The organism is Streptomyces griseus subsp. griseus (genome assembly GCF_003610995.1).
In the GTDB taxonomy this organism is placed as follows: domain Bacteria; phylum Actinomycetota; class Actinomycetes; order Streptomycetales; family Streptomycetaceae; genus Streptomyces.
In genome coordinates this window covers 5019593-5043584 of the sequence record NZ_CP032543.1, presented here as the reverse complement: position 1 = coordinate 5043584, position 23992 = coordinate 5019593, and the positions used below count along the sequence as shown (strand labels likewise).

Here is a 23992-nt window from a genome sequence, read left to right as displayed (position 1 = left end):
CTGCAGATGAGGGGCCCCCTCAGCGGCACGAGCGCTCGAGCGACGGCAGTGGTCCCGCGCCACCCGGCCCATCCACGGCCGGATGACCAACCCCGGCACGGTACGACCCCCAGCGTTCGCCTCGGACCGCGTCTCACAGAAGAGGCAGCACCCTGACTACGTTCCGTGACCTCGGCATTCTTTCCGAGACGGCCGAAGCCCTTGAGGCAGTCGGCATCATGTCCCCCTTCCCCATCCAGGAGCTGACGCTCCCCGTAGCGCTCTCCGGCTCCGACGTCATCGGCCAGGCCAAGACCGGCACCGGCAAGACGCTCGGCTTCGGACTCCCCCTCCTGGAGCGCGTGACCGTCCCCGCCGACGTCGAGGCGGGGCGTGCCACGCCCGGACAGCTGACCGACGCGCCGCAGGCGCTCGTCGTCGTCCCCACCCGTGAGCTGTGCCAGCAGGTCACCAACGACCTGCTGACCGCCGGCAAGGTCCGCAACGTCCGCGTTCTCGCGATCTACGGCGGCCGGGCGTACGAGCCCCAGGTCGAGGCCCTCAAGAAGGGCGTCGACGTGATCGTCGGCACCCCGGGCCGTCTCCTCGACCTGGCGGGCCAGCGCAAGCTGGACCTCTCCCACATCCGCGGGCTCGTCCTCGACGAGGCCGACGAGATGCTGGACCTGGGCTTCCTGCCCGATGTGGAGCGCATCATCACGATGCTGCCGCCCAAGCGCCAGACGATGCTGTTCTCGGCCACCATGCCCGGTGCCGTCATCAGCCTCGCCCGCCGCTACATGTCGCAGCCGACCCACATCAACGCCACCTCGCCCGACGACGAGGGCACGACCGTGAAGAACACGGTCCAGCACGTCTACCGCGCGCACAACATGGACAAGCCGGAGATGCTCGCCCGCATCCTCCAGGCCGAGGGCCGCGGGCTCGCGATGATCTTCTGCCGTACGAAGCGGACGGCCGCCGACATCGCCGAGCAGCTGGAGAAGCGCGGCTTCGCCTCCGGCGCGGTCCACGGCGACCTCGGCCAGGGCGCCCGCGAGCAGGCGCTGCGCGCCTTCCGCAACGGAAAGGTCGATGTCCTCGTCTGCACCGATGTCGCCGCGCGCGGCATCGACGTCGAGGGGGTGACCCACGTCGTCAACTACCAGTCGCCCGAGGACGAGAAGACCTATCTCCACCGCATCGGCCGTACCGGCCGCGCGGGGGCGAAGGGCATCGCGATCACGCTGGTCGACTGGGACGACATCCCGCGCTGGCAGCTGATCAACAAGGCGCTGGACCTGAAGTTCCCGGACCCCCCGGAGACGTACTCCACCTCGCCGCACCTCTTCGAGGAGCTCGGTATCCCGGCGGGCACCAAGGGTGTGCTGCCGCGTGGCGAGCGGACCCGTGCCGGTCTGCGCGCGGAGGAGGTCGAGGACCTCGGCGAGACCGGTGGCCGCGGCCGCAAGTCCGCCGCCCCGGCTCCCGCCCGTGAGGAGCGCGAGCCCCGGACGCGTACGCCGCGTCAGCGCCGCCGCACCCGTGGCGGGTCCACCGCGGAGGAGGGCGCCACGACGGTGCCCGCCCCCGCCAAGGAGGCCACGCCGGTCGCCCCGGCCGGTGACGAGGCCCCCGAGGCTCCCCGTACACCGCGCCGCCGTCGCCGTACGCGGGTCAGCGCCGCCGAGACCGTGACCGAGGCGGCCGTGGCGGTCGCCGAGACTCCGGCCGCCGCTCCGGTGGCTCCCGCCGCCGAGACCGTGGCCGCCGCCGCGGCCGAGCCGGTCGCCGAGACCAAGCCGCGCCGTCGTCGCAGCCGCGCCACCGCCGCCAAGCCGGTGGCCGAGGCCGTGGCGCAGGTTCCCGCGGCCGCCGCGCCGGTGGAGGCCGGGTTCCAGACCGTGGCCGTCGCCGCGGGCATCGCGGAGCCGGTCGCCGAGCCCGTCGCGACCAAGCCGCGCCGCCGCACCCGGATCGTGAAGCCCGCCGACGAGGTGGACTTCCAGATCGCCCCGGCCTCCGAGCCGGAGCCCGAGTCGAAGACCCGCCGCCGCCCGGCCCGCACCACGAGCCGGCCGAAGACGGAGTCGAAGCCGAAGGCCGAGTCGGCGCCCAAGGCCGCCAAGGCGGCGAAGGCCTCCACTGCCGAAGCCGGTACGGAGACCGAGTCGAAGCCGAAGAGGGCGTCGCGGGCGAAGGCCGCGGCCCCCGCAGAGGCCGCCGCGCCGGAGGCCCCGGCCGCCGTCGAGGCCGAGGCCAAGCCGCGCCGCCGCCGGGCGACCCGGAGCGTCACCTCGACCGCGACCCAGGAGGCCGCCGTGGTCTCCGAGGCCGAGGCCGTGGTGAGCGAGGCCGCCGCCGAGGCGAAGCCCCGCCGCCGCCGCGCCACCCGCGCCGCGGGCAAGGCCACGGCGACGACCGAGAGCTGACGGTCCCGCGAAACCCTTCGGGCCCCGGCCCCCGCAGATGCGGGGGCCGGGGCCTTCTCGCTGCCCGCGTGGCGTACGGGCCTGGCACGACGGCCCGGCAGGCCCCAAGGGTCCCGAGGCGCGCGCACAGGGCCTGGCATCCCCGGCAGCGGTCCGGTGCGATGGCCCCGGGGCGCCGCCGGGGGCGCCACGTACGAGGGCCCGGGCCCGCCAGGCGGCAACCCGGGCAACGAGCCCGGTGCTCCCGGGAGCACCCCGCGCGGAGCCCGGCAGACCCGGGCCCCCGGCAGCCGCCCGGCCCGCCCGGTGATGCCCCCGTCCCGCCCGGCGATAGCCTCGGGCCATGAGCCGCCCGCCCACCTTCACGCCGCCCGCCTGTGCCACCTCCCGTGTCCTGCGTACCGAGCGCGGCGACTTCGCCGTCCTGGACGCCGTACCCGCAAAGGCACGCGCCACCGCCCTCCTGCTGCCCGGGTACACCGGCAGCAAGGAGGACTTCGTCGCGCTGCTGGAACCGCTGTGCGCGGCCGGGTACCGGGTCGTCGCCGTCGACGGTCGCGGGCAGTACGAGTCCGAGGGGACGGACCAGCAGGAGTCTTACGCACAGGGGGAGTTGGCCCGTGATGTGCTCGCCCAGGCGGCGGCCCTCACCGGGGGCGAGGGGACGCTGCACCTGCTCGGGCACTCGCTCGGCGGTCAGATCTCCCGGGCCGCCGTCCTGCTGGACCCCGCCCCGTTCCGCTCACTGACGCTGATGTCCTCCGGCCCCGCCGAGGTCGTCGCCGCCCAGCAGGAGAAGGTGAAGATGCTGAGCGACGCGCTCTCCGTGCTCACCATGGAGGAGGTGTGGGAGGCGATGCGGGCCATGGACCCGCCGCAGGAGGCGGACACCGGGGACGGCGAGGACCTGCGGCGGCGCTGGCTGCGCCACCATCCGGCGCAGCTGATCGCCACCGGTGCCCAGCTCGCCGCCGAACCGGACCGGGTGGACGAGCTGGCCGCCCTCGGGCTGCCCGTCCATGTCCTGTCCGGCGAGCGGGACGACGTGTGGCCGGTGGAGCGGTTCGACGCGATGGCCCGGCGGCTCGGCGCCCACCGCACCACGATCGCCGGGGCCGAGCACTCCCCCAACACCGCCCGCCCGCGCGAGACGGCCGAGGCGCTCGCGGCGTTCTGGGACCGCGTGGACGGGGCCTGACCGGTCAGTACTGCGACTGGAGGTGCTGCCAGAACCCGTCCCGCAGCGCCCGGCGCAGGTGCGCGTGGCCGCGCAGCGAGTGCTGGAGCAGGCGTTCGGCCTCCACCAGCAGGTCCTGGTCGACCGAGCCGGGCAGATAGGGGTGGCCGGGCAGCAGGTCGGCGAGGGATTCGCGGCCGCGGGCGGCGAGCCAGGCGGCGGCGATCTGGGCGCCGACGAAGCGGACGTCGTCCCGTGAGGGGGCCGGGGTGTCGTCCTCGTACGTCGTGACCGGGCGCCGGGTGACGTAGGGGCGGCAGAAGTCCAGGTCGAAGGTGCGCTGGCTGTCGACCTCCCAGAGCAGCGGTTCGGCCTGGTTGCGGCCCTCCCCGGCCTCGATGCCCCAGAGGTGGACGCGGGCGCCGTAGCCCTGGGCCGCCTCGACCGCCGAGACCAGGTCCTCGTCGCCGCCGATGAGGGCCGCGTCGCTGATGGCGCGGTGCCGGGCGAGCGATTCGAGGTCGGTGCGGATGAGGGAGTCGACGCCCTTCTGCTGGTTGTTGGCGTTCAGGTTGCCCAGCCGCACCTTGACGTCGGGGAGTTCGGCGATGGCCTGCTGTTCGGTGGTGTGGATGCGACGCCTGGCCCCGTCGTACCAGTACACGCGCAGCAGCCGGCTGTCGGCGAAGATCGTGCGGGCCTTGTCGATGAAGGCCTCGATCAGCCCTTCGGCGTCGAGGTCGAAGGAGCGGCGGTCCTCGGTGCCGGTGACGAGCAGTCCGGCCGCGGCGTACACATAGCCCGCGTCCACGAAGATCGCGTGCGTGGAAGGGGTCTTGGAGACCTCTCCGAGCACGCGCTGGAGCAGTTCGTTGGTGCGGTCCAGGCGCTCGGCGATGTCGTACGGGCGGGGAGGCTGCGGGTCAGCCGTGCTCATGCGGACCTCACGGTCTGCGGACAGGTCCGTGTACAGGTGACTACCGGCGGGTACTTAGACATCCAAAAAATTTCCTTAGCGTAGGGAATGTTTGTACCGGGCAAGCCGTTGTAACACTCGTGGAACGCGAGGGAATCCTCGCGTTCCTATCCTCGCGGGTAGGCGACATCACCCGCGCCAGTAGTTCTCCAGCAGGAGGATCAGACGAAGGGAAGCCTTATGCGCTTCGAGATCATGCGACTCGACGACGTCGACGGTACCGCCGTGGACTCCACCGTCGTGGACGCCGCCTCCGTCAACCGGATCGTGCAGCAGGCGGCCGCCATAGGCCAGCGCATCTACATCCGGCCGGCCGACAGCTCGGCTTCGTAACGCTTCATGGGTCATGGGCTTCTGACATCCGACGCCTGATCACGCATTGCGCCGCTAAAGACGAAGCGCCCCCGCACGGAAGGACCGTGCGGGGGCGCTGTGGTGTCCAGGAGGGGTCTCAGGAGTTCTGGATGACCTGGGTGACGCCGTTGATGATCTGCTGCACGGCGATGGCGGAGAGCATCATTCCGGCGAGCCGGGTCACCAGGACCACCCCGCCGTCCTTGATGATCCGGATGATCACCAGGGAGTAGCGCATCGTCAGCCAGAGCACCACGTGCATGGCCGCGATCGCCGACCAGACGGAGAGCTGGCCGCCGATCCCGTCGGCGTGCTGCACGGCCAGGATGACCGAGACGATCGCACCCGGACCCGCCAGCAGCGGCATGCCCAGCGGTACGAGCGCCACGTTGACGTCCTTGGTCTGGGTCGGCTCGTCCGTCTTCCCGGTGAGCAGGTCCAGCGCGATGAGCAGCAGCAGGAGGCCGCCCGCGATCATCAGGGCGGGCACGGAGACATGCAGATAGTCGAGGATCTGCTGGCCGAGCAGACCGAAGACCGCGATCACGCCGAAGGCGACCGCGACGGCCTGGAGGGCCATCCTGCGCTGCACCTTGGCAGGGCGGCCCGCGGTGAGGGCCAGGAAGATCGGGGTGATCCCGGGCGGATCCATAATCACGAAAAGGGTGAGAAAAAGGGATCCGAAGACAGCGACGTCGAACACAGTGAGCCTTGCGAGAGATGAGCGGGCGGTACGGGGCGCGCGGGCCCGGCCGACGGCCGACGGCTTAGGACGGCGGGGGTGAGGGGCGCGCGAGGGGTGGGACGGCGAGGCGGTGGGAGGTGAGGGGTCCTACGGGCGGCCGGTTCCGCCCGCGCCCGGCACCGGGAAGGCTCCCGTGGCGCGCCGGGTGATCTCGCCGTAGATCTCGGGGTCGGTGGTGTACGCACCGAGCCCGACGGTTTTCCGGCTGCCGTGGTAGTCGCTGGAGCCGGTGGGCAGGAGCCCCAGCTCCCGGGCGAGGCCGCGCAGCCGGGCCCGGGTGGGCTCGTCGTGGTCCATGTGGTCGACCTCGATGCCGTCCAGACCCGCGGCGGCGAGCGCGGCGATCGTGGTCTCGGGGACCGTCTCACCGCGCTTCGATGCGCCCGGGTGGGCGAAGACGGTGACACCGCCCGCCGCCTTGACGAGCCGGACCGCCTCGAAGGGGTCGAACTCGTGCTTCTCGGCGTAGGCGCGGCCGCCGTTGCCCAGCCAGTCGGGCGTGAAGGCGTCGGAGACCGTGGGTACGACGCCCAGCTCGACGAGGGCGGCGGCGACGTGCGGCCGGCCGACCGAACCGTCCCCGGCGATGCGGGCGACCCGCTCCCAGGTGATCGGCACATCGAAGGCCCGGAGCTTGCGGACCATCTCCTGGGCACGGGGCACCCGGTCGTCGCGGACCAATTCCCGGGCGCGCTCGAACTCGGCGTCGGCGGGGTCGAAGAGGTACGCCAGCATGTGCATGCTCACGCCGTCGACCCGGCAGGAGAGTTCGGCGCCGGTGACGAGGGTGAGCCCCTCGGGCAGCGCGTCGATGGCCTGCTTGTGGCCGCCGACGGTGTCGTGGTCGGTGAGCGCGACGACGTCCAGGCCCGCGGCGGCGGCGTTGGCGACCAGCTCGGCGGGGGTGTCCGTACCGTCCGAAGCGGTGGAGTGGGTGTGCAGGTCGATACGCACGACGGCTGACTCCGGGGCTCGCGGGCGGACGGGGGACCGCTCAAGGATAACCGCCGCGCACCAGGCCCCCGGCCGTGATCGCGCCCGGTCCGGCGTGATCTAGCGCTCGCCGTTCCCCTGCCGGGGCGGCGCCTCCGGGACGGTGAGCAGGCGCGGGGTGAGTGCGCCGCAGGGGACGAGGTCCACCTCTCCCCCGGCGTCGCGCAGGTCGGTGAGGACCAGCTCGTCGTACATCAGCAGCCCCGACTGCTCGGGCCACAGGATCGCCCAGAGCCAGAGCCCGCGCGCCTCGCCCGCGAAGACCGCCCGGTCCTCCGGGGCGTTGCGGACGTGCCAGAGCGGCGTGGGGCGGCCGGCGGCGTGCACCTTGGCGTCGGGGGCGGAGTCCACGTTCAGGTGGTGGCCGGGGTCGGGGCCGTCGATCCCGGCGTACCGGGCACCGAGTCCGACGCCCAGCTCCTCGGCGACGAGCAGCAGCTCGCCCATACCGCCCAGCGGTCCGGGTCCCGAGCAGGCGACGACGGTCGCGCGGCCGCCGCTGCGGTCGTCACCCGCGCTGGCCACACCGGTGAAGAGCCAGCCCACCGGGAGCGGCCACGGCATCCAGACGGGCACCTGGGAGCGGTGCACCACGACGCCGAGCGCCTCGACGCTCGGCGGGACGACCGGCTGCATCGGGTGCACCTGGCCGTGCGCGGTGCACTGCCAGGCGTCGGCGAAGAGACCGGGCACCCTGACCCGGCCACCGCACTTCGGGCAACTGGGTTCGCCCCTCATAGAGCCCAACGGTCCTCCCCGCCGGTCGCCCCGTCAAGGACGATCACCCGTCCGCAGCGTGGCCGCTCCCGGGCCGCGGCCGCGGGAGGGCCGGAGAAAGACCGGAGAAAAGTACATGTAGCTTGCATTTATTAGTTCGCCTAACTTATTCTGTGCATGACGCATCGACCTGGAGGAGAGAAGGAGTCAGCCCATGCCAGGACCCACGCCAGGAGCGGACCCGTTCGACGAAGGGACCACGGCCACCGGCATCCTGCGCCAGCCGAAGGCCGTCTGGGCCACGGCGGGCGCCTCGGTGGTCGCCTTCATGGGGATCGGTCTGGTGGACCCGATCCTGCCGTCCATCGCCCAGGGTCTCGACGCCACGCCCAGTCAGGTGTCGCTGCTGTTCACCTCGTACTTCCTGATCACCGCCGTCGCCATGCTCGTCACCGGCTTCGTCTCCAGCCGCATCGGCGGCCGGAAGACCCTGCTCTCCGGACTCGCGCTCGTCGTCGTCTTCGCCGCGCTCTCCGGCACCTCGTCCTCCGTCGCCGAACTCGTCGGCTTCCGGGCGGGCTGGGGCCTGGGCAACGCCCTCTTCGTCTCCACGGCGCTCGCGGTGATCGTCGGAGCCGCGGCGGGCGGCAGTTCCGCCGCGATCCTGCTGTACGAGTCGGCGCTCGGCCTCGGCATGGCGTGCGGGCCGCTGCTCGGCGCCCTGCTCGGGAACGCCAGCTGGCGCTACCCGTTCTTCGGTACGGCGGCGCTGATGGCGATCGGCTTCCTCTGCATCGCCGCGTTCCTGAAGGAGCAGCCGAAGCCCGCCCGTAAGACGTCACTGCTGGACCCGGTGAAGGCGCTGGGCCACGGCGGACTGGCCTCGGTGGCGGCCTCCGCCTTCTTCTACAACTACGCGTTCTTCACGATCCTGGCGTTCACGCCGTTCGTGCTGGACATGACCCCGTACAAGTCGGGGGCGGTCTTCTTCGCCTGGGGCCTGCTGCTCGCGGTCTTCTCCGTGCTGGTCGCCCCGCGCCTCCAGCGCCGCTTCGGCTCGCTCAAGGTGCTCGGCGCCTCGCTGGTGCTGCTCGCCGCCGACCTGCTGGTCCTCGGGTACGGGAACCACACGACGGCCATCCTCGCCACGGTCGTCTCCGGTGCCTTCATCGGCATGAACAACACCGTCTACACCGAGCTGGCCCTCGGCGTCTCGGACGCCCCGCGCCCGGTGGCGAGCGCCGGATACAACTTCGTCCGCTGGTTCGCAGCCGCTGCCGCCCCCTTCCTCGCCCCGAAGATCGAGGAGTGGACCGACCTCCACATCCCGTTCGTGGTGGCCGCGCTCGCCGCGCTGGCCGGAGCGGCCGTCGTGGGCCTACGGCGTACGGCGCTGACCCACGAGGCGGAGGAGCTGGAGCCGGTCCACGCCCTGGAGGACAGCGTGACGGTCTTCGCCGAGCGGTGAGCGGCGGGGGGCTTCAGTCCAGCGGTACGGACGTGCGCAGCGGGTCTCGCAGGTCCGTACCGTGTGTGAGCCAGCGCTCCTGGAGCTCCTGCGCCCCGCGCACCCGCTTCCAGGCGGCCTCGTTGGGGGTCATCGGCAGCAGCGGCAGGAAGCGGACCGGGTCCATCGGCTCGTCCAGCTCCAGGTCCTCGACCAGCCCCCCGGGCTCCGCCACCAGCACCGAGGTGAACGGCGCGCCCGGCCAGAGCGGATCGCCCAGCTCCAGCGAGGCGCCCGGGGCCACGATGAGCCCCTCGACCTGCGGGGAGGCGGCGAGCACGGCGAGGGGGCGCAGCACCTGGTCGGTGCCGGCGAGCCCCACCCGTACCGACAGGACCAGCTCGGCGCGGGGGCCCTTCACCGGGTCGGCGAGCGGTGAGGTGGGGTCGGCCATCGGCTGGCCGGACATGCCGAGCGTGGCGTAGCGCACCACGTCGCCGTCGAGGAAGCGGAGCACCTCGATACGGTCCGTGCCGAGGAACGTCACATCGGCGCGGGCGTCCGGTTCCCCGAGGGCCGAGCGGAGCCGGGCTTCGACCAGAGCGAGAATTTCTGCCATCCGGCGAGCATAGAGTGCGCATGGAGTGGGCAAAGTAAGGGATTCGGTCGGGGACGGCTGATAGCCTGGCCGCCGGTCGGGACAGCGCGCAGAAGCGTCGCTCTCTCTGTCCCGACGACACGTCGTCCCCCACGGGGGACCGGCCGGAGGAGGTGGGGACTGCTATGGATCCAAGTCGACCGTGCAGTACCGATCACCCTTCCGCGTACCGCTGTTCCCGTTGAACCTCCCGCTGAACTGACGCCTCGCCGGCCATCGTCGATGGTCCCGTGACGGTCGTTCGCACCACGGAGGAGCCCCAGGAATCCGTGGAAGAGTCTCTCGTTCTTTTGCCTGTCTGTTGCGAACGCCGTCATCGCGCCTGCGCGGTGGAGCCCGCTTTGCGGACGTGAGCGCACGTCCCCATTCCGGGCTGTTCCACGCCCTCGCCGACGGCCCTCCGTGAAGGAGCCAGCCATGTCGATGATCCGTGACCTGCGCGCCGCCGTGCGCCCGTCCCTGCGTCCCTCCCTCCGTAAGAACAGCACTCCCCACAACGCGTACGACACCACCCGCGACCCGTCCGCCTCCAGCGCCGTCGTCGACTGCGCGGTCTACCGCGACGGCAGCCGCGTGGCGGGCTCCGCCACCCTGACCCCGCACGAGGCGATGCTCCAGGTGCGCGAGGAGGGCGGCTTCGCCTGGATCGGGCTGCACGAGCCGACGGAGGAGGAATTCGCGGGCATCGCCCGGGAGTTCGGGCTCCACCCGCTGGCCGTCGAGGACGCCGTCCACGCCCACCAGCGGCCCAAGCTGGAGCGGTACGACGACACGCTGTTCACCGTCTTCAAGACGATCCACTACGTGGAGCACGCCGAGCTGACCGCGACCAGCGAGGTCGTGGAGACCGGCGAGGTGATGTGCTTCACCGGCCGGGACTTCGTCATCACCGTCCGGCACGGCGGGCAGGGCTCCCTGCGCGCCCTGCGCCACCGCCTCCAGGACGACCCCGAGCTGCTCGCCAAGGGCCCGTCCGCCGTCCTGCACGCCATCGCCGACCATGTCGTCGACGGGTACATCGCGGTGGCGGAGGCCGTGCAGGACGATATCGACGAGGTGGAGATCGATGTCTTCTCCACCCCGGTCAAGGGTGGCCGGCGCGGTTCGGACGCGGGACGGATCTACCAGCTCAAGCGTGAGGTGCTGGAGTTCAAGCGGGCCGTCTCGCCGCTGCTGCGCCCGATGCAGCTGCTGAGCGAGCGGCCGATGCGGCTGATCGACCCCGACATCCAGAAGTACTTCCGGGACGTCGCCGACCACCTCGCCCGGGTCCAGGAGGAGGTCATCGGCTTCGACGAGCTGCTGAACTCGATCCTCCAGGCCAATCTGGCGCAGGCGACCGTCACCCAGAACGAGGACATGCGCAAGATCACCTCCTGGGCGGCGATCATCGCCGTACCCACGATGATCTGCGGGGTCTACGGCATGAACTTCGACTACATGCCCGAGGTGAAGTGGAAGTACGGCTACCCGCTGGTGCTGGGCGCCATCGCGGCCGTCTGTTTCTCCATCCACCGCATCCTGAAGCGCAACGGCTGGCTGTGAGGGCGACAGGACCTATGCTCCCGGCCATGAGCGATGCTGCCGAAGCCCTGCTGGAGAAAGCCCTCGTCGAGGAGGCCACGAAGAAGTCCGGCCTCATCTGGGTCCGGGCCGCCGGGCCCGCCCGGGCCGTGTGGCACATCTGGCACGAAGGCGCGGCCCACCTCGTCGGGGGCGGTCCGGGCGAGCAGCCGCTGCCCGAAGGGCTCACCGACGGCGGCCGCGCCGAGGTGACCGTACGCAGCAAGGACAAGGGGGGCCGGCTGGTCGCCTGGACCGCTTCGGTACGGGTCCTGGCTCCGCACTCCGAGGAGTGGGAGGCGGCCGTCGCCGAGCTCAAGGGCAAGCGGCTGAACGCGCCGGACGCCGAGGTGATGACGGAGCGCTGGGCGCGGGAGTGCACGGTGGTACGGCTGACGCCCGAGGCCATCAGCACGCGGCTGCCGGACACCTCGCTCGCCGCCGCCCCACTGCCGACCGGCGCGACCACCCGGCAGCCCGTACCGGCCGCGCTCCCCCGGCTGCTGCTGAAGCGGCGCCGGAAGGGCTGAGCGGACGCCGGAAGGGCTGAGGGGGCCGCTCAGCCGGAGGACTTGGGGAGCTTGCCGCCGTAGTCGACGGTGTCGTCGTCCTCCGGTGCCTCCAGCGGGACGGCGCCCCCCCAGTCGGCCAGGGTGACGGTGCCCCCGCCGCCGCCCCGGGCCACCCGGACCGGATACGGCTTGCCCTCCAGGGAGACGTCCAACGCCCCGCCCTCGCCCTTGCCGCCCAGCAGCTGGATGGTGCGGTGCCCGGTGACGGTGTCCCGGGCCCCCTTGTTCAGGGTGCCGTGCAGCGTCAGCAGGCCGTCGAGGAGGACCTTCTTGTCGGTGAAGCCGCGCAGCTGGCGGTAGCTGGGGTCGTCCTCGGGGACCTTCACGTACTTGCCGCCCAGCTTCTCGGCGGCCTCCTGGTCGGAGCGGCCCGACTTGCCGTCCTCCTCGTGCAGCCAGAAGTCGGCGTCGGCCTTGATGAACAGCTCGTCCTCGATCCGCAACAGCGCGAAGCTGCGCTTCTTGGAGGAGACCGACCCCATGCCGCCCTTGTCGCTGAGCTTCATGTTCAGCATGTAGGTGCCGCCCTTGCTGACCAGGGTGCCCGCCAGCCGCACCCCGTCGGCGCTGTCGGCCGCCGCCCTGGCCTTCGTGTCGATCTGCTCGGCCGGGAGTTTCCCGATCCCGTTGGTCCCCTTGTCCGGGTCCTCGCCCGCGCAGGCGGTGAGGGCCGCGATGAGCCCCCCACAGAGCACGACTGCGAGCGCGGTCCGGCGGTGATTCCGGACGGCCGGGGCAAAAGAGGTCACGGGCGTACTGCCTCTCAACTGCGATCGGGGGGCAGAGCGCAGCGTACCCGGGGTCCGCGCACCGTCCGGCAGCCAGCCGTACGGGCGGGTCCGCCGGGGCGGGCCATGACGGCAGGGGCTAGCCTGATCATGACGTACGGCGGTTCGGAGAAGGAGGCGGAGCATGGCGGCAGGAGCCCCCAGGGTCTTCGTCTCGCACCTCTCCGGGGTGCCCGTGTTCGATCCGAACGGGGACCAGGTCGGCCGGGTCCGCGACCTGGTGGCGATGTTGCGGGTCGGCGGACGGCCGCCGCGCATCCTGGGTCTGGTCGTCGAGGTGGTCAGCCGGCGACGGATCTTCCTGCCGATGACCCGGGTGACGGGCGTCGAGTCGGGCCAGGTCATCACGACCGGCGTGGTCAACATGCGACGCTTCGAACAGCGGCCCACCGAACGGCTCGTCCTCGGCGAGTTCCTCGACCGCAGGGTGCGGCTGGTGGAGAGCGAGACCGAGGTCACCGTCCTGGATGTGGCGATCCAGCAGCTGCCCGCCCGCCGGGACTGGGAGATCGACAAGTACTTCGTCCGCAAGGGGCGCGGAGGGGCGCTGCGCCGCAAGGGCGAGACGCTGACGGTGGACTGGTCGGCGGTGAGCGGCTTCTCGCTGGAGGAGCACGGGCAGGGCGCCGAGAACCTGGTCGCCACCTTCGAACGGCTGCGCCCCGCCGACGTCGCCAACGCCCTGCACCACCTCTCCCCCAAGCGCCGCGTCGAGGTGGCCGCCGCCCTGGACGACGACCGGCTGGCCGACGTCCTGGAGGAGCTGCCCGAGGACGATCAGGTGGAGATCCTCGGCAAGCTCAAGGAGGAGCGGGCCGCCGACGTCCTGGAGGCGATGGACCCGGACGACGCGGCCGACCTGCTCTCGGAGCTGCCCGAGGAGGACAAGGAGCGGCTGCTGACCCTGATGCGGCCGGACGACGCGGCCGACGTACGGCGTCTGATGGCGTACGAGGAGCGGACGGCGGGGGGTCTGATGACGACCGAGCCGATCGTGCTGCGCCCGGACGCCACGGTGGCCGACGCGCTGGCCCGGGTCCGTCAGCAGGACCTCTCCCCCGCGCTCGCCGCACAGGTGTACGTGTGCCGCTCGCCCGACGAGACGCCGACCGGCAAGTACCTGGGCACCGTCCACTTCCAGCGGCTGCTGCGCGACCCGCCGTTCACCCTGGTCAGCTCCATCGTCGACAGCGACCTGGTGCCGCTGCCCCCGGACACCCCGCTGCCGACCGTGACCAGCTATCTGGCCGCGTACAACCTGGTCTCCGCACCCGTGGTGGATGAGAGCGGGTCCCTGCTGGGCGCGGTGACGGTGGACGACGTCCTGGACCACCTGCTGCCCGAGGACTGGCGCGAGACCGACTTCCACGGCGAGGAGGGCATCCGCCATGGCCGAACGTGAGGAACGGTCGAAGGCCTCCTCCACGGGCGCCTCGGGCCTGATGCGCCCGCCGCGCACCCGGATCGACCAGCCGAAGTCGCCGCGGCGGCGGCTGCTGCCGGAGTACGACCCGGAGGCCTTCGGCCGGTTCTCGGAGCGGATCGCGCGGTTCCTGGGCACGGGCCGGTTCATCGTCTGGATGACGCTGATCATCATCGTCTGGGTGGCGTGGAACGTCTGGGCGCCCAAGGACATGCGGTGGGACGAGTACCCGTTCATCTTCCTGACCCTGATGCTCTCGCTCCAGGCGTCGTACGCGGCCCCGCTGATCCTGCTCGCGCAGAACCGGCAGGACGACCGGGACCGGGTCACCCACGAGCAGGACCGCAAGCAGAACGAGCGCTCCATCGCCGACACCGAGTACCTCAGCCGGGAGATCGCGGCGCTGCGGATGGGCCTCGGCGAGGTCGCCACCCGGGACTGGATCCGCTCGGAGCTCCAGGACATGGTGAGGGATATGGAGGACCGCCGGATCCTCCTCGGATCCGAGAGTGACGAAGGCGACCGCTGACGGGCTACCCGCCCGTAGGGCCGGGCGCCGTAACATCGTCGGTATGGCTACGGAAGACGCGGTGCTTGAGGCACTGGCGACAGTGAACGACCCGGAGATCCACCGCCCGATCACCGAGCTGGGCATGGTGAAATCGGTCGAGATCGATCCTGACGGTGTAGTCGCTGTCACGGTGTATCTCACCGTCTCCGGCTGCCCGATGCGCGACACGATCACCAGGAACGTCACGGAGGCGGTCTCCCGCGTGGAGGACGTCTCCCGCGTGGAGGTCACCCTCGACGTCATGAGCGACGAGCAGCGCAAGGACCTGGCGAACTCGCTGCGCGGCGGGACGGCCGAGCGTGAGGTGCCGTTCGCCCAGCCCGGCTCGCTGACCCGGGTGTACGCGGTCGCCTCCGGAAAGGGCGGCGTCGGCAAGTCCTCGGTGACGGTGAACCTCGCGGCGGCGATGGCGGCCGACGGGCTGAAGGTGGGCGTCGTGGACGCGGACATCTACGGGCACAGCGTGCCCCGGATGCTCGGCGCGGACGGCAAGCCCACCCAGGTCGAGAACATGATCATGCCGCCGTCCGCGCACGGCGTGAAGGTCATCTCCATCGGCATGTTCACCCCGGGCAACGCGCCCGTGGTGTGGCGCGGCCCGATGCTGCACCGGGCGCTCCAGCAGTTCCTCGCCGATGTGTTCTGGGGCGACCTGGACGTCCTGCTGCTGGACCTGCCGCCGGGCACCGGTGACATCGCGATCTCCGTGGCACAGCTCGTGCCGAACGCGGAGATCCTGGTGGTCACGACCCCGCAGCAGGCGGCGGCCGAGGTGGCGGAGCGGGCCGGTTCCATCGCCGTACAGACCCATCAGAAGATCGTCGGCGTCGTGGAGAACATGTCGGGCATGCCGTGTCCGCACTGCGACGAGATGGTCGACGTCTTCGGCTCGGGCGGCGGCGCCCGGGTCGCGGAGGGGCTGACGCGGACGGTCGGGGCGGAGGTGCCGGTGCTCGGGTCCATCCCGATCGACGTACGGCTGCGCGAGGGCGGCGACGAGGGCAAGCCGGTGGTCCTGTCGGACCCGGACTCCCCGGCGGGCAAGGCGCTGCGGTCGATCGCGGAGAAGCTGGGCGGCCGGCAGCGCGGTCTGTCGGGCATGTCGCTGGGGATCACCCCGCGCAACAAGTTCTGACACCCCTGCGTCCCTCAGGCGCCGGACGGGCTGATCGCTCCAGCCCGTCCGGACGCCCACCCGGCCCGTCCGGCGTTCGCGAAGGCGGCCCGCCGGCCGCCCCCGGCCCTACTCGTACGTCGCGATGTCCTTGATCACCGAGAAGCCCAGCCCGTACGCGCTCATCCCCCGCCCGTACGCCCCGATGTGCACACCCTCGTGCGCCGACCCGGCGAGCACCCAGCCGAACTCGGACTCGCGGTAGTGGAACTCCACCGGGACCCCGTCCACCGGCAGGGAGAGCGTCGACCAGGGCGCCGAGCCGAGGTCGTCGGCGAGGGTGAACGCCGTCTCGGTCTGCTGGTCCAGCCAGTCGTCGCGCAGCGTGTGGTCCATCTGCGGCGGCCAGGTGTACGCCAGCAGCCCCGAGCCGGCCAGCCAGGCGGCCGAGGAGACGGTGGTGGCGTCCAGGACCCCCGTACCGTCACCGCTGCGTCTGACCGGGCTGGCGGCCACCGTGATGACGGCCGCGAACCGCTCCTTCTCGGCGGTGGAGCCGTCCGTCTTCACCGAGGGCTCGTCACCGTGCCCGGTGGAACCGTGCTGCACGGTGCCGTCCGCAGCCGTGCCGACCTGCATCAGCCAGCGCGGTCCGGTGAACGCGTCGTCCAGCCCGTACCAGGGGAAATCGGCCTCCAGATAGCCGTCGACGGTACGCGGCCGGGCCGCCGGCACCTCCTCCGCCGTGACCGTGCCAGGGGCACCGTCCGTATCCACCCGACTCGTCGTCTCCATCTGAGCGGCCGCCTCCTCGATCAGTCCTGATCCGGAGCGGCCCGCCCCCCGCGGGCGTGGGCGTCCTCGCAACCGGACAGATGGAGAATAGCCATACCGTCCGGACGAGTCGGGATTGACCTGGTGTCAGGTGGCGTCCGCGTCGAACGGAGGCCGCTCGGGCTGCGCCTGCTGCGGGGTCTTCTTCAGCAGGTCAGGGGCGGTGTCACCGGTCTTGGTCAGGCTGGGTGACGTGGTGGTGCCCGATGCGCCCGCGGAGCCGTTCGCCGCACTGTTGGCGGAATCGGGCGCCGGCGTGCGCCCGTTGACCGCGTCGGTGACGTCGGAAAGCTCCTTGCGGAGGTCGAAGCTCTCGCGGATCTCCTTCAGCCCCAGGTCGTCGTTGCCGTCCATGAGCTGCTTGCGGACGAACGTCTTGGGGTTGAGGTCCTCGAACTCGAAGTCCTTGAACTGCGGGCCGAGCTCCGAACGGATGTCGTCCTTGGCGCTGTCCGAGAACTCGCGGATCTTGCGGATGGTCCGCGTGAGGTCCTGGATGAGCTTGGGGAGCTTGTCGGGGCCGAAGACCAGTACGGCCAGGACTCCGATGGTCAGCAGCTCCAGTGCGCCTATGTCATTGAACACCTAGCTGCTCCTCGTGTTCTCCGCCTGATCCCGGCTTCTCCGTCAGGTCCCGGCCAGGTGGGACGAGTGCCCGGACCCGTCAACGGTACCTGGCCGACCTGTCCGGGCGGTACCTTGCCGTGTCGTTCACGTGCCGCTGGCCGAGCCGAGTGTCAACGTGACGGTCAGCTCCTTGCCGCCTCGGGTGAGCCGCAGCTCCAGCCGGTCGCCCGGACGGTGGGCACGGATCTTCACTATCAGCTCCTCGCCGCTGTGCACCCGCTGGCCCTGGACGGCGGTGATCACGTCACCGGACCGGATGCCGGCCTTGGCGGCCGGGCCGTCCTTGGTGACCGCGGGACCGTCCTCGGCCTTCTCGCCGACCTTGGCGCCGTCGCCGGTGAACTTCATGTCCAGCGTGACGCCGATCACCGGGTGGGTCGCCCGGCCGGTGTTGATCAGCTCCTCGGCGACGCGCTTGCCCTGGTTGATCGGTATCGCGAAACCGAGGCCGATGGAGCCGGACTGGCCGCCGCGCTCGGTCCCCTTGCCGCTGTCGGCGGCGCGGATGGCGCTGTTGATGCCGATGACATGGGCCTGGGTGTCGACGAGCGGGCCGCCGGAGTTGCCCGGGTTGATCGGGGCGTCGGTCTGGAGGGCGTCGACATAGCTGATGTCGCTGCCGTCGCCCTTCTCACCGCCCGCCGTGATCGGCCGCTGCTTGGCGCTGATGATGCCCGAGGTGACCGTGTTGGACAGGTCGAAGGGGGCGCCGATGGCCACCACCGGGTCGCCGACCTGGACGTTGTCGGAGTTGCCCAGCGGCAGGGGCTTGAGGCCGGAGACCCCGCGGACCCGGACGACGGCGAGGTCGTAGCCGCTGTCCTTGCCGACCAGCTCGGCGGCGGCCGTCTCGCCGCTGCTGAACGTCACGGTGATGTCGCCGCTGGACCCGGCCGGGGCGACGACGTGGTTGTTGGTGAGGATGTGGCCCCGGGCGTCGAGGACGAAGCCGGTGCCGGTGCCGGACTCAGCGGTCCCGCTGACGTGCAGGGTGACCACGCTGGGCAGGGCGCTGGCGGCGATGCCCGCGACGCTCTCGGGCGCCCGGTCGGTGGTGGTGCGGCTCGCCTGGGGCAGTTCGACGGTGGTCAGGCCGCCGTTGCGCTCGACGTAGGCGCCGACCCCGCCGCCGATCCCGCTGGCGACCAGGGCCAGCAGCAGCGCTCCGGCGAAGGCCCCGCCGCGCCGGTTCTTCCGCCGCCCCGGCTCGGTGCCGACCGCCGGTCCCACCTGGGTCAGCGGCTGCCCCGGCGCACCCCACGGGTCGTACTGGAGCCACTGCGAGGCCCGCTGCTCCCCACCGGGCCCGGCCAGGGGCGCCCCGGCCCCGTCGGTGCTCCCGTACGGCGCCGGCTCGGGCCCGCTCCCGTACGGCGCCTGCTCCGAGGAGCTCTGCGGCGGTCCGGGGGCGGGAGGCGGGGACTGCGGCGGTACGGGGGCGGGAGGCGGCGGTCCGGGGGCGGCCTGCGGCGGCGACGGGGGTGCGGCCTGCGGGGGTACGGGGGTGCCGTGGGCCGGGGTCGGGCGCTGGACCGGGGGTGCGGGCGCCCACGGTCCGGGGCCGCCGTAGGGCGGGGTGCTGTAGGCGTCGGGCTCGTGCAGCGGCGGCCCGGGCGGGCGGACCGGCTCCTGGGCGGCGGCGGGCGCGGAGATGTCCGTCCGCCCGGCGTCGTCGCTCCGGCCCGACGGGGTTTCGCCCTCACCCGGGCCACGGCTCTCCGGCTCGTCGTGGCCGGGCCGCCCCGTCGTGGGGCGGCTCCACCACTTCGCCTGCGGCCCGGTGGGCTTCCCGTCGTCCATGCTCTCCCCGCAACTGGCCTCTGCACGCCCCACCGAGGCGTCCTTCCCCGGAATTCAACCAGGTTTGCGAATCCCTGCGCAGGGTCCCGTCCACGTCGGGCCGGGAGGCCGGTCAGCGTCGGGGGGTGAGCGGACTCGCCAGGTCGTTGGTCGGGGCGGGCTGCCCCGGCCCCGAGGGCACCGGTGGTGTGGTGAGCGCCTTCGCCGTCGAACCGCTGCCCAGCACCGCCGCGAGCAGCGGGGTGGAGCCACCGGTGGGACGTATCAGCGGCGGCACGGACACGTTCAGCACGGGGAACGTGAAGGGGTGCCCGCCCAGGGCCGAGCTGGAGAACAGCGGCGGGGCCGTCGTCTGCGCCCGCGCGGACAGGGGCGGCTTCACCCCCGGGGCGAGGGGGGCCGGTGGTGTGGTGAGCGTGGGTGCGGGCCGCTGCGAGCCGGTCGAGGACACGTCGGCCGCGGACCGGTTGACCGCCAGACGGTCGCCGCCCACCGACTGCACGCCGCCACGACGGCTGACCGTCTCGTTCGCACCGCCGGCGCGGGTCTCCGCGTCGAGGGGCGTCACGCTGTTGCCGCTGCCCTCGGCGCGCAGGACGGGGTCCGGGCCGGAGTCCAGCGGCAGGGTGCCACCGAGGGCGATGGCCGCCAGGGAGACCGCACCGGCCGCGGCGAAGGCGAAGCGCCGGCCGCGCCAGGGCGAGCGCTCGGCGTCCCGGGCCACCTCGTGGATACGGAAGGCGGAACGGGAGCCGCCGGGCAGCACGGCGGTGGAGCCATGGGCGGTCGGGAGATACCCGAAGTCGTCCAGCGGGGAGGGCCGCACGGTGTCGCGGTGGGTGGAGCCGGAGGACCGCAGCGGCGGAAAGAACTCGTCGGCGAACGGCCCGCCGGAGCCGAACGGCCCGCCGGAGCCGCTGCCGTCCGCGCCAGGGCCCCCGGGAAGGCCCTGCAGACGGGCCAGGAAGCCCTCGGAGGGCGAGGGCGCGGCGGAGGTGGCGAAGGCGCTCTTGAGGCGGCGCTGGGCGTCGGCCTCGACCTTGCACCGGGTGCAGGTCGCCAGATGGGCGAGGACCCGCTCGCGGGCGTCGTGATTGAGCTCGCCGTCGACCAGCGCGGCGAGCCGGTCCCCCAGGTGCGCTTCGGCAGGGGTGGGACCGGTCGGACCTGTGCCACTCACGCCAGTCCGCCCTCCCCCGTCAGGACCGCGTCCGCCAGTGAGCGCTGCTCGGCGCGGGCTTCGGGCGAACGGTGCTTGAGCGCCTTGCGCAGGTGCGAGCGGCCGCGGTGGATACGGCTGCGCACGGTGCCGAGCTTCACGCCCAGGGTCGCGGCGATCTCCTCGTAGCTGAGGCCCTCGATGTCGCAGAGGACGACGGCGGCGCGGAACTCGGGCGCGAGGGTGTCCAGCGCCTGCTGCACGTCGGCGTCGAAGTGGGTGTCGTTGAAGACCTGCTGCGGGGACGGCTCCCGGCTGGGCAGCCGCTCGGCCGCGTCGTCACCGAGGGAGTCGAAGCGGATCCGCTGCTTGCGCCGGACCATGTCCAGGAAGAGATTGGTGGTGATGCGGTGCAGCCAGCCCTCGAAGGTGCCGGGCGTGTATGTCGACAGCGAGCGGAAGACTCTGACGAAGACTTCCTGTGTCAGGTCCTCGGCGTCGTGCTGGTTTCCCGTCAGCCGGTAGGCAAGGCGGTACACGCGACCGCTGTGCGTGCTGACGATCTCTTCCCATGAGGGCGGGGTCCACGCCTGGTCCGCATCGGAGGCGAAGGTCGCGGTCGGTGCGGAGATTTCGGAAGAACGGTCAGCAGTGTTGGTCACGGATTTCGGCTCACCGGCCGACCTGAGAAGGCGCCGCAGCAGCCCGCCCTGATCCACAGGCGCAGCCGCACCTCCCCTATCGGCTCTGGTGGTGTCCAGCGGAGCCCCTACCATAGCCACCTCGCCCGTTAGCTCCGGATAAGCCTTTTCCCTGCTGGGGCCGGGCTTCACCCGGGACTTCGCACAGGCTCACCGGCCCGATCCGCGGGCCGGGGCGCTGCGCTTTCCCCACTCCTTGCACAACGCCCGGTCCCATCTGCGGGTTCCCGGGTCCAGCGGATACAGTCACCGTTGCGCCAACTACGGGGACAGGAGAGGGTCATTACCGCCAACCGGCAGACGAGCTGGGCGTTCGCCGACGCCTTTGTCGCCGAGGACGAAGCCCTGCACCGGGCCCGGGAACGGGCCCGTGAGCTGGGGCTCCGCTCGGTGTCACCGGGCACCGGCGCCGCGCTGCGCCTGCTGGCCGGCGCCGCGGATGCCAAAGCGGTGGCGGAGATCGGCACGGGCACGGGCGTGTCCGGCATCTATCTGCTGCACGGGATGCGTCCCGACGGTGTGCTGACCACGGTGGACCCGGAGCCCGAGCGCCAGCAGTTCGCCCGGGAGGCGTTCCGCGAGGCGGGCTTCGCCTCCAACCGGTCCCGTTTCATCCCCGGCCGCGCGCTGGACGTCCTGCCCCGGCTCGCGGACGGCGGCTACGACCTCGTCTTCTGCGACGGCGACCGGCTGGAGAGCCTCGACTGCCTGGCTGAATCGTTGCGCCTGCTGCGCCCCGGCGGGCTGGTCTGCTTCGAGGGCGTCTTCGCCGACGGCCGCACCGTCGACTCCGCCGCCCAGCCCGCCGAGGTGCTGCGGCTGCGGGAGCTGCTGCGCGCGGTGCGCGAGAGCCAGGAACTGATGCCGACGCTGCTGCCGGTCGGCGACGGGCTGCTCTGCGCGGTCCGGCGCGGCTGACCCCGAGCCCGGGCGCGGTCCGGCGCGGCTGACCCCGCACCCGGAGCGACGCCGGTGAACGCACCACTGCCCGGTACGGAGATCCGTACCGGGCAGTGGTGAAGGTGATGGGCGTTCCGCGTCAGCCGACGACCTTCTTCAGCGCGTCGCCGAGGGCATCGGCCTCGTCCGGAGTCAGCTCGACAACAAGCCGACCGCCGCCTTCGAGCGGAACGCGCATGACGATGCCCCGCCCCTCCTTTGTCACCTCGAGCGGGCCGTCGCCCGTCCGCGGCTTCATGGCCGCCATGCTCGTTCCCCTTCCTGAAACCAGCTCATCGCAACCGGCGGCCCCATGACAGGCGCTGCCTCACCGGCATCGAACACATTGCTTCTTCGCCATTATCCCGCATCAACGACCCCGATGACCAACATCGCTCTGCATCGCTTGCGCAACGCGCTCTCTCAAAACCACTCAATTCGGCGATCCGGCTGCGATACTGCGCCGCCCCGGGGCCCCAGGTGAGGGCCAATTGTTAGACGCAGGTCACATCTGCGCACCGGCCCGCGTCGGCCATGCTTGCCTCCAGTGGCAACGATGCCCGAGCAGTGAGGGGATGGGACCGCAATGGCCGACGAGCAGGCGAGCACCGTGCTGTACGACGTGAGCGAGGGTCTCGCGACGATCACGATCAACCGACCCGACGCGATGAACGCCATGAACACCGCGGCGAAGGTCGCCCTGCGGGACGCGCTGCGGGCGGCGGCCGCGGACACGGCGATACGGGCGGTTCTGCTCACGGCCACCGGGCGCGCCTTCTGTGTCGGACAGGACCTCAAGGAGCACGTCGCCACGCTGACGGCGACCCGTGAGTCGGGCAGCGGGAACGCGCTGAGCACGGTCCAGGAGCACTACAACCCGATCGTGCGGGCCATCACCGAGATGCCCAAGCCCGTGGTCGCCGGGGTAAACGGCGTCGCGGCCGGGGCCGGGTTCGGTTTCGCCCTGGCGGCGGACTACCGGGTGGCCGCCGACACCTCCTCGTTCAACACCTCGTTCGCGGGCGTCGCCCTGACCGCCGACTCGGGCGTGTCCTGGACGCTGCCGCGGCTGGTCGGGGCGAGCCGCGCCGCCGATCTGCTGTTCTTCCCGCGTTCGATCTCGGCCCAGGACGCCCTGGAGCTGGGCCTGGTCAACCGGGTGGTCCCGGCGGAGAGGCTGGCCGAGGAGGCCGCGGCGGTGGCCCGGGCGCTGGCGGACGGCCCGACGGTGGCGTACGCGGCGCTCAAGGAGTCGATGGCGTACGGCGCCGGGCACACGCTCGCCGAGACGCTGGAGAAGGAGGACGAACTCCAGACCCGGGCGGGCGCGTCGCAGGACCACACCATCGCGGTGGAGGCGTTCCTGAAGAAGGAGAAGCCCCTCTACCTGGGGAAGTAGCGGTTCACCCGGCCGGGGAGCCGCCACCCCGGGCCACGCAGTCGGCGAGGTGGTCGTCGACGAGGCCGCACGCCTGCATCAGGGCGTAGGCGGTGGTGGGGCCGACGAAGCGGATGGAGCGCTTCTTCAGCTCCTTGGCGAGCGCGGTGGACTCCGGGGTCACGGCGGGGACGTCGCCCAGGGCGCGCGGGGCGGGGCGGCCGGCCGGGTCGGGGGCGTACGACCAGATCAGCTCGTCCAGCTCGCCGGCCCGCCAGCCGGCGAGCACCTTCGCGTTGGCGAGGGTGGCGTCGACCTTGGCCCGGTTGCGGATGATGCCCGGGTCGGCGAGGAGCCGCTCCCGGTCGGCGTCGGTGAACTTCGCGACCTCGGCGATCTTGAACTCGGCGAAGGCCGTACGGAAGGTCTCGCGGCGGCGCAGGATCGTCAGCCAGGAGAGCCCGGACTGGAAGGCCTCCAGGCAGAGCCGCTCGAAGAGGGCGTCGTCCCCGTGGACCGGGCGGCCCCACTCGGTGTCGTGGTAGGCGAGGTAGTCCTCGGTGGACAGGCCCCAGGGGCAGCGCAGCCCGCCGTCGGGGGCGGCCACGGCTCCGCCGCTCATCGGCCGTCGTCCTCGCCGCGGGCCGGGCCGCCGGACTGCGGGTCGCCGGGCTCCGCGGGCCGGTCCCCCGGCTGCTTGAAGAGATCGGCGCCCGTGCTCACCGCGGAGGCCTGCGCCCCGGCCAGGGCGGACTCCAGCTCGGCGATCCGGGCGTCCCGCTCGGCCAGCTCGGCGCCGAGCCGGGAGAGCGCCTCGTCGACGTCCGCCATCCGGTAGCCCCGGGCGGCCATCGGCAGGCGCAGCGCCTCCACATCCGCCCGGCCGACCGGGCGGGTCGCGGGCAGCGGGTCGGTGAACCGCTCGGGCTCCACGTCCTGGAGCACGGCGCTCCCGCCACCGCCGACCACCGCGAGGGTGACCGCCGTAACGACCACGACCATCGTGAGCAGCAAGAACCAGAACACGCGCATCTCCCCGGGGGCG

Annotated in this window: 25 protein-coding genes; 11 read left to right on the top strand and 14 right to left on the bottom strand. The window is 72.1% G+C overall.

The annotated features are described in order from the left end of the window. Positions 1-218: 218 nt before the first annotated feature. Both D6270_RS22900 and D6270_RS22895 read left to right on the top strand, forming a co-directional pair. The gene (locus D6270_RS22900; RefSeq protein WP_109163735.1) at positions 219-2411 is read left to right on the top strand and encodes a DEAD/DEAH box helicase; all 2193 of its coding nucleotides are present in this window, start codon (positions 219-221) and stop codon (positions 2409-2411) included. A gap of 343 nt (positions 2412-2754) precedes the next feature. Beyond that, a complete protein-coding gene (locus tag D6270_RS22895; protein WP_109163736.1) occupies positions 2755-3609 on the top strand; it encodes an alpha/beta fold hydrolase in 855 nt (284 codons plus the stop codon). A gap of 4 nt (positions 3610-3613) precedes the next feature. Here the strand turns inward: D6270_RS22895 and D6270_RS22890 are convergent, their stop codons facing one another. After that, positions 3614-4525 carry an NYN domain-containing protein gene (locus D6270_RS22890; protein WP_109163737.1) on the bottom strand — a complete coding sequence of 304 codons (912 nt, stop codon included), beginning with the start codon at positions 4523-4525 and terminating at the stop codon, positions 3614-3616. A gap of 219 nt (positions 4526-4744) precedes the next feature. On the opposite strand from D6270_RS22890, the gene D6270_RS33305 reads away from it, so the two are divergent. Then, positions 4745-4897 (top strand): DUF8834 family protein, encoded by a 153-nt coding sequence (locus D6270_RS33305; RefSeq protein ID WP_093692475.1) that lies wholly within the window; start codon positions 4745-4747, stop codon positions 4895-4897. Positions 4898-5015: 118 nt separating this feature from the next. On the opposite strand, the gene D6270_RS22885 is transcribed toward D6270_RS33305, so the two are convergent. The 3 genes from D6270_RS22885 to D6270_RS22875 all read right to left on the bottom strand — a co-directional run bounded on the left by D6270_RS22885 (position 5016) and on the right by D6270_RS22875 (position 7394). Further along, a complete protein-coding gene (locus D6270_RS22885) occupies positions 5016-5621 on the bottom strand; it encodes a MarC family protein (RefSeq protein ID WP_093692474.1) in 606 nt (201 codons plus the stop codon). A gap of 129 nt (positions 5622-5750) precedes the next feature. Next, complete coding sequence (locus tag D6270_RS22880) at positions 5751-6617, bottom strand: PHP domain-containing protein (protein WP_109163738.1); 867 nt, start codon at positions 6615-6617, stop codon at positions 5751-5753. Between the two features lie 99 nt (positions 6618-6716). Further along, positions 6717-7394, bottom strand: a complete 678-nt coding sequence (locus tag D6270_RS22875) for a DUF6758 family protein (protein ID WP_109163739.1) — start codon at positions 7392-7394, stop codon at positions 6717-6719. 193 nt (positions 7395-7587) lie between these two features. Here D6270_RS22875 and D6270_RS22870 point away from each other — a divergent pair, with 193 nt between their 5' ends. Further along, positions 7588-8841, top strand: a complete 1254-nt coding sequence (locus D6270_RS22870; RefSeq protein ID WP_109163740.1) for an MFS transporter — start codon at positions 7588-7590, stop codon at positions 8839-8841. Positions 8842-8854: 13 nt separating this feature from the next. On the opposite strand, the gene D6270_RS22865 is transcribed toward D6270_RS22870, so the two are convergent. Beyond that, entirely contained in the window at positions 8855-9439 is a 585-nt protein-coding gene (locus D6270_RS22865) for a suppressor of fused domain protein (protein WP_109163741.1), read from the bottom strand. 456 nt (positions 9440-9895) lie between these two features. On the opposite strand from D6270_RS22865, the gene D6270_RS22855 reads away from it, so the two are divergent. Continuing rightward, entirely contained in the window at positions 9896-11023 is a 1128-nt protein-coding gene (locus D6270_RS22855; protein ID WP_109167299.1) for a magnesium and cobalt transport protein CorA, read from the top strand. Between the two features lie 26 nt (positions 11024-11049). Further along, positions 11050-11571 carry a hypothetical protein gene (locus D6270_RS22850; protein ID WP_109167300.1) on the top strand — a complete coding sequence of 174 codons (522 nt, stop codon included), beginning with the start codon at positions 11050-11052 and terminating at the stop codon, positions 11569-11571. 29 nt (positions 11572-11600) lie between these two features. On the opposite strand, the gene D6270_RS22845 is transcribed toward D6270_RS22850, so the two are convergent. Further along, the gene (locus tag D6270_RS22845) at positions 11601-12362 is read right to left on the bottom strand and encodes a hypothetical protein (RefSeq protein WP_109163742.1); all 762 of its coding nucleotides are present in this window, start codon (positions 12360-12362) and stop codon (positions 11601-11603) included. Positions 12363-12525: 163 nt separating this feature from the next. Here D6270_RS22845 and D6270_RS22840 point away from each other — a divergent pair, with 163 nt between their 5' ends. From D6270_RS22840 to D6270_RS22830, 3 genes are read left to right on the top strand one after another with little or no spacing between them, the layout of a single operon-like run. Then, positions 12526-13803: a magnesium transporter MgtE N-terminal domain-containing protein gene (locus D6270_RS22840; protein WP_109163743.1), complete on the top strand. Its 1278-nt coding sequence runs from the start codon at positions 12526-12528 to the stop codon at positions 13801-13803. After that, positions 13790-14353 carry a DUF1003 domain-containing protein gene (locus tag D6270_RS22835; RefSeq protein ID WP_109163744.1) on the top strand — a complete coding sequence of 188 codons (564 nt, stop codon included), beginning with the start codon at positions 13790-13792 and terminating at the stop codon, positions 14351-14353. Before D6270_RS22840 ends, D6270_RS22835 begins: the two co-directional genes overlap by 14 nt. 43 nt (positions 14354-14396) lie before the next feature. Next, positions 14397-15530, top strand: a complete 1134-nt coding sequence (locus D6270_RS22830; protein ID WP_109163745.1) for an Mrp/NBP35 family ATP-binding protein — start codon at positions 14397-14399, stop codon at positions 15528-15530. Between the two features lie 108 nt (positions 15531-15638). On the opposite strand, the gene D6270_RS22825 is transcribed toward D6270_RS22830, so the two are convergent. The 5 genes from D6270_RS22825 to sigE form a co-directional block, all read right to left on the bottom strand. Then, positions 15639-16304: a hypothetical protein gene (locus D6270_RS22825; protein WP_109163746.1), complete on the bottom strand. Its 666-nt coding sequence runs from the start codon at positions 16302-16304 to the stop codon at positions 15639-15641. Positions 16305-16430: 126 nt separating this feature from the next. Then, complete coding sequence (locus D6270_RS22820) at positions 16431-16928, bottom strand: sec-independent translocase (protein ID WP_109163747.1); 498 nt, start codon at positions 16926-16928, stop codon at positions 16431-16433. Between the two features lie 126 nt (positions 16929-17054). Then, positions 17055-18770, bottom strand: coding sequence for a S1C family serine protease (locus D6270_RS22815; RefSeq protein WP_109163748.1), 1716 nt, complete (start codon positions 18768-18770; stop codon positions 17055-17057). 112 nt (positions 18771-18882) lie between these two features. After that, positions 18883-19950, bottom strand: a complete 1068-nt coding sequence (locus tag D6270_RS22810) for an anti-sigma factor family protein (protein ID WP_109163749.1) — start codon at positions 19948-19950, stop codon at positions 18883-18885. Further along, a complete protein-coding gene (gene sigE, locus D6270_RS22805; RefSeq protein WP_202417997.1) occupies positions 19947-20705 on the bottom strand; it encodes an RNA polymerase sigma factor SigE in 759 nt (252 codons plus the stop codon). Before sigE ends, D6270_RS22810 begins: the two co-directional genes overlap by 4 nt. A gap of 177 nt (positions 20706-20882) precedes the next feature. Between sigE and D6270_RS22800 the strand changes: the two genes are divergently transcribed. Next, positions 20883-21548 carry an O-methyltransferase gene (locus D6270_RS22800; protein ID WP_093692458.1) on the top strand — a complete coding sequence of 222 codons (666 nt, stop codon included), beginning with the start codon at positions 20883-20885 and terminating at the stop codon, positions 21546-21548. Positions 21549-21669: 121 nt separating this feature from the next. On the opposite strand, the gene D6270_RS22795 is transcribed toward D6270_RS22800, so the two are convergent. Continuing rightward, positions 21670-21837, bottom strand: a complete 168-nt coding sequence (locus D6270_RS22795; protein ID WP_003966491.1) for a DUF3117 domain-containing protein — start codon at positions 21835-21837, stop codon at positions 21670-21672. 318 nt (positions 21838-22155) lie between these two features. On the opposite strand from D6270_RS22795, the gene D6270_RS22790 reads away from it, so the two are divergent. Next, the gene (locus tag D6270_RS22790; RefSeq protein ID WP_109163750.1) at positions 22156-22968 is read left to right on the top strand and encodes a 2-cyclohexenylcarbonyl CoA isomerase; all 813 of its coding nucleotides are present in this window, start codon (positions 22156-22158) and stop codon (positions 22966-22968) included. Positions 22969-22972: 4 nt separating this feature from the next. Here D6270_RS22790 and D6270_RS22785 read toward each other — a convergent pair whose 3' ends face one another. Together D6270_RS22785 and D6270_RS22780 are read right to left on the bottom strand one after the other, a co-directional pair. Then, positions 22973-23569 (bottom strand): DNA-3-methyladenine glycosylase I, encoded by a 597-nt coding sequence (locus tag D6270_RS22785; RefSeq protein ID WP_109163751.1) that lies wholly within the window; start codon positions 23567-23569, stop codon positions 22973-22975. Next, on the bottom strand, positions 23566-23979 hold the full coding sequence (locus D6270_RS22780; RefSeq protein ID WP_225977078.1) for a cell division protein DivIVA: 414 nt from the start codon (positions 23977-23979) through the stop codon (positions 23566-23568). Before D6270_RS22780 ends, D6270_RS22785 begins: the two co-directional genes overlap by 4 nt. Positions 23980-23992: the final 13 nt, after the last annotated feature.

What these genes read in the sequence shown, in the direction of transcription:
- D6270_RS22900 (WP_109163735.1), top strand. Translation starts at nt 219, where the DNA reads ATGTCCCCCTTCCCCATCCAGGAGCTGACGCTCCCCGTAGCGCTCTCC.
- D6270_RS22895 (WP_109163736.1), top strand. Translation starts at nt 2,755, where the DNA reads ATGAGCCGCCCGCCCACCTTCACGCCGCCCGCCTGTGCCACCTCCCGT.
- D6270_RS22890 (WP_109163737.1), bottom strand. Translation starts at nt 4,525, where the DNA reads ATGAGCACGGCTGACCCGCAGCCTCCCCGCCCGTACGACATCGCCGAG.
- D6270_RS33305 (WP_093692475.1), top strand. Translation starts at nt 4,745, where the DNA reads ATGCGCTTCGAGATCATGCGACTCGACGACGTCGACGGTACCGCCGTG.
- D6270_RS22875 (WP_109163739.1), bottom strand. Translation starts at nt 7,394, where the DNA reads ATGAGGGGCGAACCCAGTTGCCCGAAGTGCGGTGGCCGGGTCAGGGTG.
- D6270_RS22870 (WP_109163740.1), top strand. Translation starts at nt 7,588, where the DNA reads ATGCCAGGACCCACGCCAGGAGCGGACCCGTTCGACGAAGGGACCACG.
- D6270_RS22865 (WP_109163741.1), bottom strand. Translation starts at nt 9,439, where the DNA reads ATGGCAGAAATTCTCGCTCTGGTCGAAGCCCGGCTCCGCTCGGCCCTC.
- D6270_RS22855 (WP_109167299.1), top strand. Translation starts at nt 9,896, where the DNA reads ATGTCGATGATCCGTGACCTGCGCGCCGCCGTGCGCCCGTCCCTGCGT.
- D6270_RS22850 (WP_109167300.1), top strand. Translation starts at nt 11,050, where the DNA reads ATGAGCGATGCTGCCGAAGCCCTGCTGGAGAAAGCCCTCGTCGAGGAG.
- D6270_RS22840 (WP_109163743.1), top strand. Translation starts at nt 12,526, where the DNA reads ATGGCGGCAGGAGCCCCCAGGGTCTTCGTCTCGCACCTCTCCGGGGTG.
- D6270_RS22835 (WP_109163744.1), top strand. Translation starts at nt 13,790, where the DNA reads ATGGCCGAACGTGAGGAACGGTCGAAGGCCTCCTCCACGGGCGCCTCG.
- D6270_RS22830 (WP_109163745.1), top strand. Translation starts at nt 14,397, where the DNA reads ATGGCTACGGAAGACGCGGTGCTTGAGGCACTGGCGACAGTGAACGAC.
- D6270_RS22825 (WP_109163746.1), bottom strand. Translation starts at nt 16,304, where the DNA reads ATGGAGACGACGAGTCGGGTGGATACGGACGGTGCCCCTGGCACGGTC.
- D6270_RS22815 (WP_109163748.1), bottom strand. Translation starts at nt 18,770, where the DNA reads ATGGACGACGGGAAGCCCACCGGGCCGCAGGCGAAGTGGTGGAGCCGC.
- sigE (WP_202417997.1), bottom strand. Translation starts at nt 20,705, where the DNA reads ATGGTAGGGGCTCCGCTGGACACCACCAGAGCCGATAGGGGAGGTGCG.
- D6270_RS22795 (WP_003966491.1), bottom strand. Translation starts at nt 21,837, where the DNA reads ATGGCGGCCATGAAGCCGCGGACGGGCGACGGCCCGCTCGAGGTGACA.
- D6270_RS22790 (WP_109163750.1), top strand. Translation starts at nt 22,156, where the DNA reads ATGGCCGACGAGCAGGCGAGCACCGTGCTGTACGACGTGAGCGAGGGT.
- D6270_RS22785 (WP_109163751.1), bottom strand. Translation starts at nt 23,569, where the DNA reads ATGAGCGGCGGAGCCGTGGCCGCCCCCGACGGCGGGCTGCGCTGCCCC.
- D6270_RS22780 (WP_225977078.1), bottom strand. Translation starts at nt 23,979, where the DNA reads ATGCGCGTGTTCTGGTTCTTGCTGCTCACGATGGTCGTGGTCGTTACG.